General features: G+C 69.3%; 15 protein-coding genes. 8 read left to right on the top strand and 7 right to left on the bottom strand.

Features of this window, described 5'->3' with window-relative positions:
• Nucleotides 1–29 precede the first annotated feature (29 nt).
• From Q7J39_RS19125 to Q7J39_RS19115, 3 genes are read left to right on the top strand one after another with little or no spacing between them, the layout of a single operon-like run.
• Nucleotides 30–788 (top strand): IclR family transcriptional regulator, encoded by a 759-nt coding sequence (locus tag Q7J39_RS19125; protein WP_304829145.1) that lies wholly within the window; start codon nucleotides 30–32, stop codon nucleotides 786–788.
• The gene (locus Q7J39_RS19120; protein WP_304829142.1) at nucleotides 785–2,164 is read left to right on the top strand and encodes an MmgE/PrpD family protein; all 1,380 of its coding nucleotides are present in this window, start codon (nucleotides 785–787) and stop codon (nucleotides 2,162–2,164) included. Before Q7J39_RS19125 ends, Q7J39_RS19120 begins: the two co-directional genes overlap by 4 nt.
• A gap of 36 nt (nucleotides 2,165–2,200) precedes the next feature.
• Nucleotides 2,201–2,971, top strand: coding sequence for a dienelactone hydrolase family protein (locus tag Q7J39_RS19115; RefSeq protein WP_304829139.1), 771 nt, complete (start codon nucleotides 2,201–2,203; stop codon nucleotides 2,969–2,971).
• A gap of 847 nt (nucleotides 2,972–3,818) precedes the next feature.
• On the opposite strand, the gene Q7J39_RS19110 is transcribed toward Q7J39_RS19115, so the two are convergent.
• Both Q7J39_RS19110 and glpK read right to left on the bottom strand, forming a co-directional pair.
• Entirely contained in the window at nucleotides 3,819–4,253 is a 435-nt protein-coding gene (locus tag Q7J39_RS19110) for a cupin domain-containing protein (protein WP_304829136.1), read from the bottom strand.
• A 19-nt stretch (nucleotides 4,254–4,272) separates the two neighbouring features.
• Complete coding sequence (glpK, locus tag Q7J39_RS19105; protein ID WP_304829133.1) at nucleotides 4,273–5,772, bottom strand: glycerol kinase GlpK; 1,500 nt, start codon at nucleotides 5,770–5,772, stop codon at nucleotides 4,273–4,275.
• A gap of 124 nt (nucleotides 5,773–5,896) precedes the next feature.
• Here glpK and Q7J39_RS19100 point away from each other — a divergent pair, with 124 nt between their 5' ends.
• The 3 genes from Q7J39_RS19100 (at nucleotide 5,897) to Q7J39_RS19090 (ending at nucleotide 8,432) form a co-directional block, all read left to right on the top strand.
• Nucleotides 5,897–7,024 carry a DUF2336 domain-containing protein gene (locus tag Q7J39_RS19100; protein WP_304829131.1) on the top strand — a complete coding sequence of 376 codons (1,128 nt, stop codon included), beginning with the start codon at nucleotides 5,897–5,899 and terminating at the stop codon, nucleotides 7,022–7,024.
• A 31-nt stretch (nucleotides 7,025–7,055) separates the two neighbouring features.
• On the top strand, nucleotides 7,056–7,841 hold the full coding sequence (locus Q7J39_RS19095; protein WP_304829128.1) for an NAD kinase: 786 nt from the start codon (nucleotides 7,056–7,058) through the stop codon (nucleotides 7,839–7,841).
• A gap of 108 nt (nucleotides 7,842–7,949) precedes the next feature.
• Nucleotides 7,950–8,432 (top strand): Hpt domain-containing protein, encoded by a 483-nt coding sequence (locus Q7J39_RS19090; RefSeq protein ID WP_304829127.1) that lies wholly within the window; start codon nucleotides 7,950–7,952, stop codon nucleotides 8,430–8,432.
• A gap of 128 nt (nucleotides 8,433–8,560) precedes the next feature.
• On the opposite strand, the gene Q7J39_RS19085 is transcribed toward Q7J39_RS19090, so the two are convergent.
• Together Q7J39_RS19085 and spbR are read right to left on the bottom strand one after the other, a co-directional pair.
• Entirely contained in the window at nucleotides 8,561–9,346 is a 786-nt protein-coding gene (locus Q7J39_RS19085; RefSeq protein ID WP_304829124.1) for an NUDIX hydrolase, read from the bottom strand.
• Between the two features lie 47 nt (nucleotides 9,347–9,393).
• Entirely contained in the window at nucleotides 9,394–10,542 is a 1,149-nt protein-coding gene (spbR, locus tag Q7J39_RS19080; RefSeq protein WP_304829122.1) for a pole-localized protein SpbR, read from the bottom strand.
• A gap of 178 nt (nucleotides 10,543–10,720) precedes the next feature.
• On the opposite strand from spbR, the gene Q7J39_RS19075 reads away from it, so the two are divergent.
• A complete protein-coding gene (locus tag Q7J39_RS19075) occupies nucleotides 10,721–12,532 on the top strand; it encodes an ATP-binding protein (protein WP_370690114.1) in 1,812 nt (603 codons plus the stop codon).
• 49 nt (nucleotides 12,533–12,581) lie between these two features.
• Complete coding sequence (locus Q7J39_RS19070) at nucleotides 12,582–13,778, top strand: CaiB/BaiF CoA-transferase family protein (RefSeq protein WP_304829119.1); 1,197 nt, start codon at nucleotides 12,582–12,584, stop codon at nucleotides 13,776–13,778.
• A gap of 162 nt (nucleotides 13,779–13,940) precedes the next feature.
• On the opposite strand, the gene Q7J39_RS19065 is transcribed toward Q7J39_RS19070, so the two are convergent.
• From Q7J39_RS19065 to Q7J39_RS19055, 3 genes are all read right to left on the bottom strand, one after another.
• Entirely contained in the window at nucleotides 13,941–14,768 is an 828-nt protein-coding gene (locus Q7J39_RS19065; protein ID WP_304829265.1) for a transglycosylase SLT domain-containing protein, read from the bottom strand.
• 60 nt (nucleotides 14,769–14,828) lie between these two features.
• The gene (locus Q7J39_RS19060; protein WP_304829117.1) at nucleotides 14,829–16,619 is read right to left on the bottom strand and encodes an ATP-binding protein; all 1,791 of its coding nucleotides are present in this window, start codon (nucleotides 16,617–16,619) and stop codon (nucleotides 14,829–14,831) included.
• Between the two features lie 376 nt (nucleotides 16,620–16,995).
• Complete coding sequence (locus tag Q7J39_RS19055; RefSeq protein WP_304829115.1) at nucleotides 16,996–18,165, bottom strand: acyl-CoA dehydrogenase family protein; 1,170 nt, start codon at nucleotides 18,163–18,165, stop codon at nucleotides 16,996–16,998.
• Nucleotides 18,166–18,170 lie beyond the last annotated feature (5 nt).

The raw sequence follows: 18,170 nt of genomic DNA, 5'->3' as shown, positions 1-18,170 counted from the left end.
GATCATGTCAACCGAGGGAGAGAGACATCATGACGGCGAAGCTTGCCTCGGCGACGGAGGGCGTGGTGCCGCGCACCTTCGCGGTGCTGGAGACCCTGACCCGATCCCCGGAACCCATGAGGCTGTCGGCCCTGACGCTCCGCCTGGGGCTGCAGAAGAGCACGGTCCACCGCATCCTCGCGGGGCTGATCGTCCTGGGCTACGTCCAGCAGAACACCGAGACGGGCTGTTACTCCGCCACATTGAAGCTCTGGGAGCTCGGCGCCAACGTCATCACCGAGCACCCGATCAAGCGGGCCGCGTCGGGCTTCCTGCAGGAACTTCAGCGGGTCACCGGCGAAACCGTCAGCCTGGTGATCCGAGCCGGCGACGACGTCCTCTACCTCGACAAGATGATCTCGCCGCGCCCGATCCGCTTCACCACCCGCATCGGCAGCCGGGTTCCCGCCCCGCTGACGGCCGGGGGCAAGGCGATCCTGGCCCACGCCGCCGACGCCCAGGCCGTCCTGGCGCGGACGGCCGCCAGCCTGCGCGACAAGCGCCGCCTGGATGTCGCGGCGGTGACCGCCGAACTGGAGCAGGTCCGGGAACGCGGCTACGCCATGGCCAGCTACCAGCCCGGCGTCGTCGGCTTCGCCGCGCCGATCATGACGCGGGAGTCCGACGCCGCCGCGGCGATCTCGGTCTCCGCCCCCGCCGAACGGGTGGACGAGACGGGCCGCGCCGCGATCATCGAGCATCTGCTCTCCACCTGCGCCAGCATGGCCGAACAGGTCGGACGGCTGTGAGCGCCGTGCAGGTGGGGCCGGCGCTCAGCGCCTACATCGCCCGCAGCCAGGCGGCGGCGATCCCGGAGAATTTCCGCAGTCTCGCCCGGCTGCATATCCTCGACACCCTGGCCTCCATCGTCGCCTGCCGCGACCTGGCGCCCGCACGGTTGGCCCGCGACTTCGCCATCGCCCAGTCGGGGGACGCCCGGCGCAGCGCCGCCACGATCCTCGGCACCACCGCGACCGCGGCCCTCGGCGACGCGGCCTTCGCCAGCGCCATGGCCGCCCACGGCGCGGAGATCAACGACTTCATCCCGTCGGCCTTCGTCCAGCCGGGTCCCGCCGTGGTGAGCGTCGCCCTGGCCCTGGCCGAGCAGCGGGGCCTCTCAGGGGAGGCGGTGCTCCGGGCCGTGATCACCGGCTACGAGCTGGCGGGGCGGATTCCCAAGGCCCTGGGGATCGGCAACCTGCGCCGTGCGGGGATCGCCAATCACGGCGTCGGTCCGGTGTTCGGCGCCGGGGCGGCGGCGGCCTCGATCCTGGGCTTGCCGCAGGACCGCATCCCCGACGTGATCACCTATTGCGCTCAGCAGGCCGGCGGGTCCTGGCAATGGCTGCTGGATGTCGAGCACGTGGAGAAGTCCTTCGTCTTCGCCGGGATGGGCGCGCGCGCGGGGCTGAACGCCGCGCTGATGGCCGAGGCCGGGTTCACCGGGGTCCGCGACAGCCTGGACCATCCCGAGGGCTGGATGTGCTCGAAGATCTTCACCGGCGGCGACGCCGACCGCGCGGGCCTGATCGAGGGCTTGGGAGAGCGGACCGAACTGATCCACACCGCCTACAAGCGCTATCCGGTGGGCGGGCCGACCCAGCCGGCGGTGCAGGGCCTGCTGGACCTGCTGCCCGAGGTTGAGGTCTCGGCGGTGGACACGGTGCGCATCGAGATGCCGGGGCGCTGGCAGGCGTTCCGCGACGCGGCCATGCCGGCCCTGAACCTGCGCTACCTGACCGCCATCATGCTGATCGACCAGCGGTTGGACTTCGTGTCGGCCCAGTCCCTGGAGCGCATGGCCGGCGACGCCGCCGTGCACGCGTTGATGGCCCGGATCGACGTGGTCCACGACCCGGCCCAGGAGACCCCGCCCGGCCAGCCGCGCACGGAATCGGCCCGGGTCATCGTGACGCTGAAGGGCGGGCAGGTGCGGCAGGTCTACGTCCCGCATGTGGTCGGCTTCCCGTCCCATCCGATGTCCGCCGACGAAGTCGAGGCCAAGGCGCTGGAGCTGATGACGCCGTCCCTGGGCGCCGCGCGGGCCGCCGAGGTGGTGCGCGCGGTCGCCGGGATCGAAGCCCTGCCGCAGGCCGGCGTGCTGGCGAAATTGATCGCAACCTGACGGCCGCAAAGACGGACCGCCTCTTGAGGAAACACCATGGAATTGATCGGCGAGAAGACGCAGGACGGGATCACCCGGCGCGAGTTCCGGCTGAGCGTGGACGGCGACACCGTGCCGGGCGTCATCTGGGCGCCCGAGGGCGCGACGGGGCCGCGGCCCCTGATCCTGCTGGGCCACGGCGGCTCGCAGCACAAGAAGGTGGCCAACCTGACCGCCGCCGCCATCAGCCACGCCCAGACCCTGGGCTACGCGACCCTGGCCATCGACGCGCCGGGCCACGGCGACCGGATCACCCGCGAGCAGGCCGAAAAGGCCCGCGCGGGCGCCCTTGAGGCCGGCCGCAAGGCGCAGCAGGGCGAGCGGCCGCGCGCCGCCGCGCGGCCCTCCCGCGACGCCGAGGTGGCGATCAAGCATGTCGCGGAGTGGAAGGCGGCGCTGGACGCCGCCCAGGCCCTGGACTTCGTCGGCGCCAGCCAGCCGGTGGGCTATTGGGGCGTGTCCATGGGCACCCGTTTCGGCGTGCCCTTCGTGGCGCAGGAGCCGCGGATCACCGCCGCCATCTTCGGCCTGTTCGGCGCCTTCCCCGGCCTGGAGGACCACAAGGCCGCCGCCGAGGCCATCACCATCCCGCTGATGTTCGTGTTCCAATGGGAGGACGAGCTGATGACCCGCGAGCAGGGCCTGGCCCTGTTCAACGCCTTCGGCTCAGCCGAGAAGACCATGCACATCAATCCCGGCCGCCACGTCGAAATCCCCGCGCACGAGCGGGATGGCTGGCTGGCCTTCTGGAAGCGACACCTGGGGTAGGGCGTGGACTCATGAGCCCGGCCAGGCCCGCTTTTGCACAGAGCGCCAATGGCCGGGTTCGAAGGAGCCGCTTCAGCCAACGACCCAAAACAATATTCGTCATCCCCGGGCTTGTCCCGGGGACCCATGATCTCCGCCTTGCCGCAGGTCGCGCGGCGCAGGCCGCCGGTCCTTGCTGAACTTCGGAGATCATGGGTGGCCGGGACAAGCCCGGCCATGACGAACAGAGCTTATGAACCGGGGGCGGCAGCGTCCGCTTCCGGTCAACCCTTCAATGGCCGCTCACGACCCTGAGCCGACCTCGGCGATGTCCGCTTCTAGTCTAGGCTGACATCGAAGTTGTGGCGGTTGTTCGATTTGGGGCTTCCGATAAAATGCCACCGCGGCGTGGGAGGGGAACGCGTTGTTTGCGTGGAATATTGGGATAGCGGCCCTCGTCGCAACGCTAATAGGGCAGATCGTCCTGGCGGTCCGCGTCGGGGCGCTAAAAAAACAGGGGCGGGCACTTCTGGTGCCGAGCCTGCGTTCGACCCTATTTAACAATCTGCCCTATTGGCGCTTTTTGCTTGGTCGCGAGCACTTAGACATTAGAGACGCAGCAGTCAGTTGTTGCGTGTGGGCGATTAGGCTCGGTGTGGTGGTCTTCTTAGCTACTTTTGTCGCGGAGTTGGTGCTCGCTTGATAGCGCTCGGCACCGCCACGCGGGCCAATGTCCGCTCCCCACCCTTCGCGGTCATTCCGAGAGTCCGCTGGCGGCCTGGTCGCGAAGGCCCCCTCCATCCCTGACCCAAGCGCGGTCTTCGGCTTGTGAGTATTGATCAAGGCCTGCGGCAGCGGTCGGGATCAGCTACTTGCGGAACGGTCCGATGGCGTCGTCTGGATAGGTGATGATCTCAGCGCCGGGCCTGCGTGAGCCCACCACCAGGAGCGTGGCCGGGGCGTCGGAGCGGTTGACCAGGTGGTGACCGTTGGCGACACCGGCGGGAAAGCCCGCAAAGGCGCCCTTGCCCAGCACATGCTCGCCGTTGTCGTCCACCAGGGTCACCGTGCCCGACAGGACGAAGGCGAATTCGTCTTCCGCCTCGTGCCAATGCCGCAGCGAGGAGCCCGCGCCAGGTTCCAGGGTCAGGTGATTGACCCCGAACTGGCTCAAGCCGACCGCCTTGGCCAGCCGCCGCTCGGCCCAGCCGGCGAACAGCTCGGGCCGGACGGGATTGGGCAGGTCGAGGGCCTGGTTTCCCGAAGCTGGGACGTCGGAGAGGTGTCCTGTCAGGGTATCCATCGCCTCACCCCTCAAACCCCTACCCCTCCGTCCGCACCCGGGCCACGGCGTCCAGCCAGCGGGCGTAGGCGGCTTCGCGGCCGTGGCCGTCGAGCTTGGGGTCGTGGCGTTCGGTGGCGGGGCGGGCGGCCGCCGCGTCCTCGACGGTGGCGTAGACCCCTGCCCCTAACCCTGCGAACAGGGCCGCGCCGAGCGCCGTGGTCTCCTGGTAGGTGGCCCGGCCGACGGGCACGCCGGTGAGGTCGGCCAGGCGCTGGCTGAACCAGGAGGAGCGCGACATGCCGCCGTCGATGCGGATCTCGACGGCCGCGCCGAAAGCGGTGGGGGCGTCGGCGCGCATGGCCTCCACCAGGTCCCGGGTCTGCAGGGCGCAGGCGTCGAAGGCGGCCTGGGAGATCTCCGCCAGGGTGGTGTCGCGGGTCAGGCCAAACAGGGCTCCGCGCGCCTCGGCGTCCCACCAGGGGGCGCCCAGGCCGGTGAAGGCCGGGACCATGACCACGCCGTGGTCAGGCTTGGCGCTCTGGGCCAGGGCCTCGATGGCCGAGCCGCCGCCGGGCACGTTGAGGCCCTCGTTGATCCATTGCAGGGCCGCGCCGGCGATGAAGATCGAGCCCTCCAGGGCGTAGGTCGCCCGACCGTTCAGCCGCGCGGCCACGGTGGTCAGCAGCTTGGCCCGCGACAGCGGCGCGGTCTCGCCGGTGTTGATCAGCATGAAGCAGCCGGTGCCGTAGGTGGCCTTCATCTCGCCGGCCCTGATGCATCCCTGCCCCATCAGGGCGGCCTGCTGATCGCCGGCCACGCCGCGGATCGGGATGGCGCGGCCCAGCAGGGCGGCGTCGGTTTCGCCGTAGTCGGCGGCGCAGTCGCGGACGTCGGGCAGCAGCGAGACCGGCACGTCCAGCAGGTCCAGCATCTCCGCCGACCACGCCTGCTTGCGGATGTCGAACAGCAGGGTGCGCGAGGCGTTGGTGGCGTCGGTGGCGTGGACCTTGCCGCCGGTCAGCTTCCAGATGACCCAGGAGTCCATGGTGCCCACCAGCAGCTCGCCGGCCTGGGCCTTGGCTCGCGCGCCGGGGATGTCCCCCAGCAGCCAGGCGATCTTGGTCCCCGAGAAATAGGGGTCCAGCAGCAGGCCGGTGATCTCGGTGACGCGGGGTTCGTGGCCGGCGCGGCGCAGCTGTTCGCAGGTGGCGGCGGTACGGCGGTCCTGCCAGACGATGGCGCGGTGGATCGGCTCGCCGGTGGTCTTGTCCCAGATCACCACCGTCTCGCGCTGGTTGGTGACGCCGATGGCGGTGATGTCGGCGATCGGGCGGCCGGACGTCTCGATGGCTTCCCGGATCACCGCGACGCTGGCGGCGAAGATCTCATTGGCGTCATGCTCCACCCAGCCGTCGGCGGGGTAGAACTGCTCCAAAGGCCGGCCGGCCTGCGCCAGGGCGCGGCCCTGGGCGTCGAACAGGATGGCGCGGGTGGAGGTCGTCCCCTGGTCCAGGGCCAGGATCAAAGGTTCGGCCATATCGCCCCCCGCTACTTAATAAGCTGCGCCATTGCGCCACATTCGTGGTTGGCGGCTTGTAACCATGTTTTCATACGGCTCTGAGCAGAATCAGACCGAACGATTCCACAGCAGGGAAACGGGTTTGAGCGTAGCCGCCAAGACCGAAGAGATCCTAGGTCTCGCCAGGAGCCGCGCGGTACAGGACCGCGAGCGCCTGCTGCTGGCCATCGTCGACCTGTGCGACGCGGGCGAAGGCGCCGAGGCGGTGATGAGCTCGCCCCCGGTCCAGGCCCTACTCTCCTCGATCTTCATGAGCCTGGTGGTGGAGGCCGAGCGCGATATCCGCAGGCGGCTGGCCGAAAAGCTGGCCACCGCCGCCTGGGCGCCGGCCGCCCTGATCAATGTCCTGGCCCTGGACGACATCGAGATCGCCCGGCCGATCATCTCTTCCAGCCCCGTGTTGCGGGATCCAGATCTGGTGCGCCTGCTGACCGAGGCCACCATCGAGCATCAGATCGAGGTGGCGCGCCGCCCCAATCTCGGCCCGCCGGTCGTCGCCGCCATCCTGCAGCAGAACGAGCCGGCGGTGCTGACCGCCCTGGCCGGCAACCTCGCCGCCCGGATCGGCCCTGCGGACCTGACCGCCCTGGTCCAGGCCTCCCGGCGGATCGTGTCGCTGCGCTCCCCCTGCGCGCACCATCCCGGGCTCACCGACGACCTGGCCCGCGAGCTCTATGTCTGGGTGGGCCAAGCCCTGCGCCAGGCGCTCACCGCCCGCTTCCGCCTCGACCCCGAGGCCATGGACGCCGCCATCGCCGAATCGGTGCGCGAGGCCCACGGCGGCGTGGCCCCCGACCATCCCGAGCAGCCGGAAGTCTGGCAGCGCGAGGGCGAGAAGGAAGAGATGGAGCGACGGCTGCTGGCCAAGCTCGACATCGCCGGTCAGCTGCGTCCCGGCTACCTGCTGCGCGCCCTGCGCGAGAGCAAGCTGTCCCTGTTCGTCGGCGGCCTGGCGACCCTGGGCCGCTTCGATCCCGAGCATGTGCGGCGCTCAGTCGATTCGGACCGTCCCGAGCTGCTGGCCCTGGCCTGCGCCGCCGTGGGCATCGACCGCAGCGTCTTCCCCACCATCCTGGCCCTGGTCCGCGACCTGAACGGCGGCAAGCCGGGGGGCGGCCAGGAGGGCGAACGCCGGGCCGTCGGCGCCTTTGGCCCCTTCGCCCCGGACATCGCCAACGCCGCCTTCCGTCAGGCGGCCGGCAGGGTTTGACAAGACCCGCGTTTCTCGCGCACCTCGCGCCATGTTCAAGGCTGAGCCCTTCGTGACCCGCCTCGCCTTCCTGGCCAGCGACCGCCCCGAGGCCCAAGAGGCACGGCAGGCCCTGATCGCCCGCTATGGCGACGTCGCCCTGAGCGAGGCCCAGGTGGTCGTGGCCCTGGGGGGCGACGGCTTCATGCTGGAAACCCTGCACGACCAGATGGGCGGCGGGCACAAGCCGATCTACGGCATGAACCGCGGCTCGGTCGGCTTCCTGATGAACGAGTACAGCGAGGACGGCCTGCTGGAGCGGATCAACGCCGCCGAGAAGGCAGTGATCCACCCCCTGACCATGACCGCTGTCGATACCTACGGAAAGCCGCACAAGGCCCTAGCGATCAACGAGGTTTCCCTGCTGCGCCAGACGCGGCAGACCGCCAAGCTGCGCATCTCCATCGACGGCAAGGTGCGGCTGAACGAGCTGTCCTGCGACGGCGCCATGGTGGCGACCCCGGCGGGCTCGACGGCCTACAATCTCTCCGCCCATGGGCCGATAATCCCGCTCGACGCCAAGGTCCTGGCGCTGACGCCGATCAGCGCCTTCCGGCCCCGGCGCTGGCGCGGCGCCCTGCTGGCCCACACCGCCAAGGTCAGCTTCGAGATCCTGGAGGCCGACAAGCGCCCGGTAAGCGCCGTGGCCGACAATCTTGAGGTCCGCGACGTGCTGGAAGTCCACATCGCCGAGGACCGCGAGATCAGCATGTACATGCTGTTCGACGCCGGACGCAGCCTGGAAGAGCGCATGCTGGCCGAGCAATTCTCCGTCTAGATATGGCGCGCGGCCCGGACGGGGTGACCATCTCGCCGCACCCCTGCCTCATTCGTTGTTAACGCCTGCGAACTAGGCTTCTGTGGACGAAAGTGCAGGAGCCGAGTCGTGAGCCAAGAGAATTCCGGTCAGGTGATCCAGGTCCCCAACACCCTTCGCCTGAAGGTTGGAGGCCGGTTCGGCGCTATCGATCCGGGCGCGATCGCCAAGGCCGAGGCCGCGCTGAAGAGCCTGTCGGGCAACTTCGCCCAGTGGCTGAACGACGAGGTCGTCAAGCTTGAGGCCGCGCGACAGCGCGTGAAGGCCGAGGGCATGACGCCCGAGACCATGGAATTCCTCTATCTGCGCGCCCACGACCTGAAGGGCCTGGGCACCACCTACGAGTTCCCGCTGATCACCCGCATCGGCGCGTCGCTGTGCCGGCTGATCGACGACAAGGACAAGCGCATGCAGGCCCCGATCGCCCTGATCGACGCCCACATCGACGCCATCAAGGCCGCCGTCCGCGACGACATCAAGACCGACGATCACCCGGTGGGTAAGATCCTGATCGAGGCCCTGGAAGCCAAGGTCCGCGAAACCGGGCTTTAAAATCCAATTGCTCCCCCTCCGGGGGAGCTGTCAGCCCGATGGGCTGACTGAGGGGGTTTGGGCGGCGCAGCCGTAACCCCCTTCACCGCCTTCGGCGGTCCCCCTCCCCCGATGGGGGAGGAACTAGCTCACATCACGTTGGCCAGGGGTTCGGCGACGATGCCGTAGCCGGCGTCGGCCGGCAGGGTCAGGACGCGGCCCTCGGGGCGATCCTCGATCTTCGGCAGGACGGTGACCAGGGTGCGGGCTTGGGCGCGGGCCACGCAGTCGGCGGCGCTGCCGGCCTCGGCCAGCAGTTGCACGTTCATGCGGGTTGGGAAGATCACCTTGCGCGCGCCGGCCTGCGCCAGGCGCAGCACTTCGGCAGGCTCGATCCATTCGGCGTCCACCGTCTCGCGTCCGTCGCAGGCGGCCAGTTGGTCGGCGGGCGCGAGGGCCGCATAGAACCAGGTATCGAAGCGCTTCGGCGTCAGCGGCGGGGTGATCCAGCGGGCGAAGATGGTGAGCGCGTGCAGGTCGAGCTTGGCGTCCAGGTCCTTCACGACATCCAGGAAGGCCATCTCGCCGCGGTCCACCGCCTGGCGCACATTCATCGGCGCGATCTGGTCGCCCATGGGCGAGCCGTCGGTGTGAGAGGCCAGCAGGATGCCCGCCTCCTCAAACACCTCGCGGATGGCCGCGATCCGCAGCCCCCGCTGCTCGAAATCGAAGTCGGCATGCCCCAGGGTGTGGTCAGCCCAGGCCGGGTCATGATCGCCGGCGTGGGACTTTCCCCCCGGAAACACCAGGGCGCCGGAGGCGAAGTCGATCTGATGATGCCGCTTGACCATCAGCACCTCGAAGGCGGGGTCGTCGCGCAGCAGCAGGATGGTGGCGGCGGGCTTGATGTCAGCGTCGGGGGTGATCTCGGTCATGCCCCAGCTTGGGCGCCCTCAGCCCTCGGCGCAAGGGTGGCGTGGCGTCAGGCGCTCTCAGACAGCCGCACGGTCTTGCGGGCCTCGTGGGAGATGCGGTCCATCTTCTCAAGCAGGTACTCGACATCCTCGCGGGCGGCGTTGGCCGGCTGGGTGAGGAAGCGTTGCAGCATGCGCTCCTGGAACCGCTCGCGATCCTTGGCACCGCCGTCGAACTCCATGGAGTGGAAGGTGTCCACGCCCGCCCGGAAGGCCGGGAACAACCGGGCCGGCAGCCCGGCCCGCTCATAGATGGCCCGCAGGCCCAGCGGGCCGGCGTCGTGGATCATCAGCCAGGTGCGATGGTGCGGCACGCTGGCCAGTTCCGCCAGGCTCCACTCGAAGAAGGTCATGTGCCCGTGAGCCAGCGACCGCAGCAGCAGGGAGGCGTTCAGCCGCTCGTGCTTGTGCAGGTGGCTGACGAAGCTCTTCACGTCGGGCGCGCGGCCAGCCTGGTCCACCAGGTCGATGGTGGCCCGCTCCTTGGCGCCCATGGCGATCTCGAGCGCCAGGTCGGGCGACAGGGCGTGGTGGTTCAGCAGGTGGTCGCGGACCTCCTCGCTCACCAGGTCGATCAGCTTCTCGGTGACCGCCATCGGCAGGGCCGCGCGATAGGCGACGGCGGCCAGGACCCGCTCGGACTTCTCGAAGCGCTCGATGACCTTGGCCAGGGCCCGGTCGGCGAAGTCGGCGTTGTCGTTGGCGCAGGCGGCCTCCACCGCGCGCTCGACGCCATACTCGACGATGGCGTTGGTGACGGTCTGGGAGACGCGGGGGCGTTTCGCGATAACGACTTGGCGGACTGGACCACCGAGCCGGACGATCTCGGCCAGGTCCTCATCGGTGAACACCGGCGACGCCGACAGCATCGGCAGGGAGATGCTCTCGACGTCCTTGGCCAGACGCAGAGCGACGTCGCGCGGGACGATGGTGGAGTTCTTCAGGGTGACGGCGAGCGCGCGGCGGACCAGCTCCGCGGCGTCGGCGGCCATGACCCGCAGGATTTCCTGCGCCTGGACCCGTTCCTCGTCCGACAGTTCGTAGCGGTCGATGTTCCGGCACAGCTTGTGGGCCGCCACGGCCCGCTCGTCCGGCGTCGCGCCCTTCACCAGGGTGCGGATGTCTTCGTCCGTCAGCGCCGCCCGCGTGGTCGCCATTCTTGCACCTGTCCCCACCCCGGAATCACCGAGTCCGTCACGGTTATAATGACTGGTTAGGCTTAATGATCGGTTGCCTGCACGAGGCTGGCGGAAGCTGTGGATTAACCCTGGCCGGTAACTTCGCGCCAACCCTGATCCACTACCTTACGTGGCGATATCTCCCCCGAGGCGCCCCATGGCCACGACCCCAGATGATCTGCCGGCCGAACCCATGCGGGGCGGCCAATCGGCGACACAGCAGGCCCTCGAGGCCCAGACGGCCCTCCTGCCCTATGCGCTGGCGGTCTTCGCTGTCAGCCTGCCGGCCTATGTCTGGGCCGGCAGCCATGCGGTCAACGCCGTCTGGATGACCGGCACCTTCGCGATTTTCGCCGGCGCCTGGGGCGCTTTCTACGGCGTGGTTAACTGGCTGAAGAACCCGGAGAACGCTGGCAACACCGTCCAACGCGGACGAATCCAAATCCTCTCGGCCCTGATCTGGGCGCTGGCGGTGGCGCAGATCGCCGCCTTCTCCGATGGCGCCGGCCCCGCGCGCGAGCCGCTGCTGATGACCGCGCTGGCAGCCTCGGTGGTGATCATCTTCTTCGCCTCCCCCTGGCTGCCCAGCCTGCTTATCGTGGGACCGGCCGCCGCCGCGGGCCCGCTCATCGCGCTGTTCTCCCGCCCCGAGGACAATGATTTGGCCAGCAACGCCTGGGGCGCCATTGCGCTGGCCATGGCGCTGGCCCTGATCCTCAACCGCATCCTGCGCCGCCAGTTCTCCATGGCCGCCGAGCGCGAAGTCCTGATCGCCGATCGGGCGGGCAAGGTGGAGGAGGCCCGCAGGCTGGCCCAGTCCAAGTCCGACCTGGTGGCCACCCTGAGCCACGAGATCCGCAACGGCCTGACCGGCGTGGCCCACGTGCTCGCCGCCGCCGCCGGCCGCAACGGCCGTGGCGCCCCGTCGCGCGAGCAGCTTACCGCCGCCCTGGACGCCGCCAACGACCTGATCGCGGTGCTCAACACCACCCTGGATTCCGAAACCGCCGAAGCCGGCCGCCTGTCGGTGGACACCCGGCCCTTCGACCCCGTCGCCCTGCTGCGCGACCTGGTGCTGCTGAATCGTCCCAACGCCTCCATGAAGGGGCTGGAGCTGACCCTGCACGTGCCCGCCGAGCTGGAGAACGGTCAGGCCGGCGCGGCCCTGGCCGACGCCCACCGGGCCCGCCAGATCATCGCCAACCTGATCGGCAACGCCGTGAAGTTCTCGGTCCGCGGCCGCGTCGAGGCCCGGGTCGAGATCACGCCCGCCGGGCGCCTGGCCATCGAGATCGCCGACACCGGGCCGGGCCTGGCCGCCGACGAGCTGGAGCGCGCCTTCGAACCCTTCGCCCGCGTCGAGCGCACCAGCGCCGGCACCTCGGGCGCGGGCCTGGGCCTGTCGCTGGCCCGCCAGCTGGCCCGCCTGATGGGCGGCGACCTGACCGCCCACAGCGCCGTTGGCGTCGGATCCTGCTTCCGCCTGGAGCTGCCCTACGACGCCGAAGCCGTGGCCGAGCGCGTGATCGAGGCCGTGGAGGTCGCGGCGCCCGATCCGACCGAGCGCCGGACCCTGAAGGTGCTGATCGCCGAGGACGACGCGCTGAACGCCGCCATGCTGCGCGCGGTGATCGAGCAGCTGGGCCACCAGGTGGTGCATGCGGTCGATGGCCGCCGCGCCTTCGACCTGGCCAAGATCTGCGAGTTCGACCTGGTGATGATCGACGGCCGCATGCCCAACATGGACGGCCCCGAGACCATCGCCGCCCTGCGCGGCCTGGAGGGCGCCGCCGCCGACGTGCCCATCGTCGCCGTGATCGGCGGTGACGCCGAGGAAGCCAAGCAATGCACCGACGCCGGCGCCGACGCGGTGCTGCGCAAGCCGGTCAGCGTCGCCGCCGTGGCCCGCGCCGTGGCCGACGCCGTAGCCGTGACCCGCAGGGACAGCCCGGCGCGCCTCACCGCTTGAGGCGTGGACGCGGAACGCCCATGATCCTGGAAACAGGTGGGGAAAACGCGTGCTGCTCAAGGGTCTGAAGGTCGTCGAATTCGCCTCCTACATCGCCGCGCCCGGCGCGGCGGGCATCCTGGCCGACTGGGGGGCCGAGGTGATCAAGGTGGAGCGGCCGCAGGGCGACCCGATGCGCCACGTCTTCGCCGACGCCAAGAGCGAGCTCACCGGCAATCCCACCTTCGGCATGGACAACCGCGGCAAGCGCGCCGTGGTCCTCGACATCGCCAAGCCGGAGGGGCGCGACGCGCTCGCCCGCCTCGCCGCCGAGGCCGACGTCTTCCTGACCAATGTGCGGCCCGCCTCGCTGAAGAAGTACCGGCTGGACGAACAGACCCTGCGCGCCGCCAATCCGCGGCTGATCTACGCCGTGGTCACCGGCTATGGCCTGGAGGGCCCCGACGCCCACCTGCCCGGCTTCGACGTCACCGCCTTCTGGTCGCGGGCCGGCGTGGCCCGCATGCACGCGCCCAAGGGCTCAGACCCCTTCATCCTGCGCACCGGGGTGGGCGACCACACCACATCCCTGGCCACCACCTCGGCGATCCTGGCGGCGCTCTATGAGCGGGAGCAGACCGGGGTGGGCCGGCTGGTGGCCACCTCGCTGCTGGCGACCGGAACCTATGTGGTGGGATCGGACCTGGCGGTGCAGCTGGTGTTCGGCAAGCTGGCCTCCAACCGCCCGCGCACCGACCCCTTCGATCCCCTGGCCAACTTCTACAAGAGCCGCGACGAGCGCTGGTTCGTGCTCAACCCCCGTGGCGGGGCCGCCGACTGGCCGGTCCTGGCCAAGGCCTGCGGGCGCCCCGACCTGCTGGAGGACGAACGCTTCAAGGGCGGCAAGGCGCGCAAGGCCAACAACCGCGAGCTGGTGGCGGAGTTCGAATCCGCCTTCGGAGCGCTCGACTTTACGGAGATCGCGCGACGGCTGGACGGGGCCGACCTGGTCTGGGCCCCAGTCCAGACCCCCGCCGAGGTCGCCGCCGATCCTCAGGTCGAGGCCGCCGGCGCCCTGATCGCGGTGGAGGACGGCCACGGCGGGACCTATCGCTCGCCCAATTCTCCGGCCCAGTTCCCCGGCGTGCCCGCCACCCAGCGTCCGGCGGCGCCGGGCCTCGGCGAACACACCCGCGTGGTCCTTGGGGAGATCGGCTATTCGGACGCCGAGATCGACGCGATGATGGCGAGCGGCGCGGCTGCTTGAAGATGCTTCCCTCCTGGGGGAGCTGTCAGTGAAGCTGACTGAGGGGGACATTGAATCTTGTTTGGCTGAGGTTAGTGTCGACTACGTCGATTCCCCTCCGGCACGGACCTGCGGTCCGCGCCACCTCCCCCACATCGGCGCTGTGCGCCTGGGGGAGGATCTTCAGCTCTTGCCGTCGCGGGCGTCCGACAGCACCCGCAGCATCTCGCTGGAGAAGATCGAGCCGGTGAGGCGCGAGCTGGAGCCGTCGCGGTCGGGGCTCTGGGAGCCGCGCAGGATCAGGTCCACCAGGGCGTCCTGTTCCTTCAGCCGCTCGGTCTGCCGGGCCGAGGCGTACTGGATGAAACCATCGTCGGGGCGCGGGGCAGGCGTGGAGGTGGCCGCGCCCGCGCCGCCGGTGCGGGTCAGGTTGGCGTAGACCTCGGCCACCGTCGCCGGGCGGCCGTCGCGGTAGAAGATCGAGCGGTTGGCCTGGGCGGCGTCGGGGAACAGGCTGGCGGCCGAGGCGCCGGGGCGGCTGTTGGCGGCCTCGATCAGGCGGGCCGACCCCTGGGGCCCCAGGAAGTGGGCGGCGTAGAGCTCGCCCGCCGTGGGCGTGCGGCCGGTGCGGCCCTTCAGATAGGAGGCGTGGTCGGAGGCCAGCTCACCGGCCATCAGCGATGAGGCATGGGCGTCCAGGCGCAGGTCCATCACCGCCTTGCGCGCCTCGGCCCCGTTCACCGAATAGCGGCCATCCGAGCCCTTGCTGATCAGATCGGCATAGCGGGCGTAGCCGTACTTGGAGCCGTGCTGCTTGAGGGTGGAGAGCCAGGTCTGCTCGACGAACTGGAACAGGCCCGCGGCCGACGACGACGAGGCCTTGGCGCGCGGGTTATATCCGCTCTCGCGGTTGGCGGTCTTCATCAGGAACGTGAAGTCCACGCCCGTCGCGGTGGACGCACGTTGGATGGCGGCTTCGACCGCGCCCCTCAGACCCTGGATCGCCATGATCCCTGGTTTGCACCGACATGGTTAACGCCGCGCTAACCATGCTGCGGCGGACGCGCGCACTCAGCCGGTGGCGGTTCGCGCGTCGCCCTTATCAACCCGGCTCAGGCATTCCTCAAGGAGGGCCAGCAGGCGGGGCAGTTCGATGGGCTTGGCGATGAAGTCGTCCATGCCGGCGGCGAAATAGGCATCGGTCTCGTGGCTGAGCACGCTGGCGGTCACGGCGATGATCGGGATGCGGGAACCCCCTCCGGTCCGCTCACGCTCGCGGATCGTCTGGGTGGCCTCCAGCCCGTCCATCCCGGGCATGTGGATGTCCATGAGGATGGCCGACCAGGCTCCGCTTTCCCAGGCCTCGATGGCCTCGGCGCCGCTGTCGACGGTCACGGTCTGGATCCCGAACTGCTCCAGCAGGGTGCGGATCACCAGCCGGTTGGTGGGATTGTCGTCGGCCACCAGCACCCGCAAGGCCTCGTCGAAGCTGGGCTCTGCGCTGGGCTGCGAGAGCGCGGTCGGCCTCTCGGCGCGGGCCAGAGGGACTGCAAAGCTGAAGCAGGAGCCCTGCCCCACCGTGCTGGTGAAATCAATCTCGCCGCCCATCAGGGTCAGAATCTCACGGCAGATGGAGAGGCCCAGCCCCGTGCCGCCGAACCGCCGCGTCGTCGAGGCGTCGGCCTGGAAGAACCTCTCGAACAGGTGCGGCGCGCGCTCCGGCGCGATGCCCATGCCGGTATCGGTGACGCTGACCTTCAGAAGGTCGCCGTCCGCGTCGATGCGGGCGATCACGGATCCGGCCTCCGTGAACTTCAGCGCATTGGCCAGCAGGTTGGAGATCACCTGGCGCAGCCGCACCTCGTCACCGCGCCGCCAGCCCCTGGCCTGCGGGGTGATCTCGAGGTGGAAATCAAGACCGCGTTCCTGGGCCAGTCCGCCATAGAGGGCGGCCATGTCGTCGGCGAAGCCGGCCAGGTTGAACACCCATGGCGACAGCTCCAGGCGGCCGGCCTCGATCTTCGAGATGTCGAGAACGTCGTTGATGATCCCCAGCAGGGCGCGGCCGGAGTCCTGGATCGTCACCAGGCGGGCGCGCTGCGGCTTGGAGAGCGGATCGGCGGACATCGCCTGGGCCATGCCCAGCACGCCGTTCAGGGGTGTGCGCAGCTCGTGGCTCATGGTGGCCAGGAACTCGGTCTTGCTGCGGCTGGCGGTGTCGGCGACGCGGGCGAGGTCCTGGGCCTGGATGCGCAGAGCTTGGTTGGTGGCCAGCTCCTGCTCGATCTGGCGGTTCAGGGCCTCGGCGGCCAGGCGCGCGCGCAGTTCACGCATCACCACGCCCCGGGTCATAATCGAGAGTCCGATGGCCCCGAAGGCCCCGGCCAAACCGACGAAGGCATATTGACCGGCGACGCCTGGCCCCGCCTGACCCGCGAAGAACACCAAGGCGGTCAGGGCCAGGATTACCGACGGAACCAGGATGCGGACGCTGGGTCCCACCGTGGCGAAGCCGAGGGCCATGATCACGAAGTAGACCAGCTTGGGGGCTTCATAGTGGATCGACAGATAGGCCACGACATTGGTCAGGATCAGCGCGTTGGCGGCCAGCGCCCCCATCTCCAGGGTCAGGTGCGCCGAGGCTGGATTGCGCAGCAGGCGATGGCAACCGAAGCAGACCACCGCCGCGACGGCCGACAGGCCCACCAGGATCGCGAGCTCGGCGCCCTTCTCATAGAACGGGTGGCTGGCGGTGATGATCAGATAGTAGATCCCCGCCGCGATCAGATATCCGCGTACCACCGGCCGATAGACAGCCGCCAACTCCTGCAACGGCAGCGGCTCGGCAACTTTCGAGAACATCTGTGATTCGTGCCCTAGATTCCGCAACACCTTAAGAGCAAAGGGATTGCGTCGTCATTAATGGTTTTCAAATCCCCAATTTGGTTACCATCGAATACTTGCGACCAAGCGTCGCACTTGCTTGGTTGCAGCGACACAACGTGACCTTGGTTAAGTCATGGCTTAGCTTCCCAAAGGTCAAGACAGTGGCCGAGCGCCCCGACAACGCCGGCTTCGGCCCGGCGGCGCTGAAGCTCGCAGCCTTTTACAAGATGAGCCCCCGCCCCGTGACGAGCCGCCGGTGGACAGCGCCACCGCGCCGGTCTCGATCCGGTGCAGTTTGGGGGCTGATCGTCCTTCCTCCCCCACGCCGTTCCGCTTCACGGGGGAGGAAAAGTCAGTAGCTCTTGGGCAGGCCCAGCACGCGCTCGGCGATGTAGTTGAGCACCATCTCGCGGCTGATGGGCGCGATGCGGGCGATCATCACTTCGCGGAAGTAGCGCTCGACATCGTATTCCTTGGCGTAGCCCATGCCGCCGTGGGCCAGGACCGCGGCCTCGCAGGCGTTGAAGCCCGCCTCGCCGCCGAGGTACTTGGCCGCATTGGCCTCGGCCCCACAGTCACGGCCGGCGTCGTAGAGGGCCGCGGCCTTGAAGGCCATCAGGTTGGCGGCCTCCAGCTCGGCCCAGGACCGCGCCAACGGGTGGGCCACGCCCTGGTTCTGGCCGATGGGCCGGCCGAACACGATCCGCTCCTTGGCGTAGGTCGTGGCCTTGGCCAGCGCCGCGCGGCCCAGGCCCACGGCCTCGGCGCCGAACAGCACCCGCTCCGGGTTCAGCCCCTCCAGCAGGTAGTAGAAGCCCCGCCCCTCCTCGCCGATCAGGTCGCCCTCGGGGACCTCCAGGTTGTCGATGAAGACGCTGTTGGACTCCACCGCCTTGCGGCCCATCTTCGGGATCACCGTGGCCGAGATCTTCGAGCGGTCGAAGTCGGTGTAGAACAGGCTGAGGCCCTCGGTGGCCTTCTTCACCTGATCCTTCGGCGTGGTGCGGGCTATGATCAGTATCTTGTTGGCCCGCTGGGCCATGGTCGTCCACACCTTGCGGCCCGAGATCACATAGCCATGGTCGGTGCGTACCGCCCGCGTGGTCAGGCTGGTGGTGTCGAGGCCGGAGTCCGGTTCGGTGATGCCGATGCAGATCTTGTCCTCGCCGGAGATCAGCCGGGGGATGGCGCTGGCCTTCAGGGCCGCCGAGCCGAACTTGGCGATCGGCATGGGCCCGAAGATGTTCAGGTGCATGGCGCTGGCGCCGGAGAAACCTGCCCCGGACTCCGCCACCGCCTGCATCATGATGGCGGCCTCGGTCAGGCCCAGGCCCGCCCCGCCCAGCTCGACGGGCATGGCGGTCCCCAGCCAGCCGCCGGCGGCCATGGCGGCGACGAAGGCCTCGGGAAAGTCGCCGGTGTCATCGGTGCGCCGCCAGTAGTCGGCGTCGAAGTCGGCGCAGACCCGGGCGACGCTGTCGCGGATCGCCTGCTGTTCGTCGCTCAGCCAGAAGGCGCTCATGGATC

This window comes from Phenylobacterium sp. (genome assembly GCF_030651185.1).
Lineage (GTDB): Bacteria > Pseudomonadota > Alphaproteobacteria > Caulobacterales > Caulobacteraceae > Phenylobacterium.
Note: the sequence above shows the minus strand (reverse complement) of the source record. Positions and strands in the feature narration are given on the sequence as shown.

Excerpts from the sequence above, each read along its gene's own strand:
- Q7J39_RS19125 (WP_304829145.1), top strand. The coding sequence starts at position 30 with ATGACGGCGAAGCTTGCCTCGGCGACGGAGGGCGTGGTGCCGCGCACC.
- Q7J39_RS19115 (WP_304829139.1), top strand. The coding sequence starts at position 2,201 with ATGGAATTGATCGGCGAGAAGACGCAGGACGGGATCACCCGGCGCGAG.
- Q7J39_RS19110 (WP_304829136.1), bottom strand. The coding sequence starts at position 4,253 with ATGGATACCCTGACAGGACACCTCTCCGACGTCCCAGCTTCGGGAAAC.
- glpK (WP_304829133.1), bottom strand. The coding sequence starts at position 5,772 with ATGGCCGAACCTTTGATCCTGGCCCTGGACCAGGGGACGACCTCCACC.
- Q7J39_RS19095 (WP_304829128.1), top strand. The coding sequence starts at position 7,056 with ATGTTCAAGGCTGAGCCCTTCGTGACCCGCCTCGCCTTCCTGGCCAGC.
- Q7J39_RS19085 (WP_304829124.1), bottom strand. The coding sequence starts at position 9,346 with ATGACCGAGATCACCCCCGACGCTGACATCAAGCCCGCCGCCACCATC.
- spbR (WP_304829122.1), bottom strand. The coding sequence starts at position 10,542 with ATGGCGACCACGCGGGCGGCGCTGACGGACGAAGACATCCGCACCCTG.
- Q7J39_RS19075 (WP_370690114.1), top strand. The coding sequence starts at position 10,721 with ATGGCCACGACCCCAGATGATCTGCCGGCCGAACCCATGCGGGGCGGC.
- Q7J39_RS19060 (WP_304829117.1), bottom strand. The coding sequence starts at position 16,619 with ATGTTCTCGAAAGTTGCCGAGCCGCTGCCGTTGCAGGAGTTGGCGGCT.
- Q7J39_RS19055 (WP_304829115.1), bottom strand. The coding sequence starts at position 18,165 with ATGAGCGCCTTCTGGCTGAGCGACGAACAGCAGGCGATCCGCGACAGC.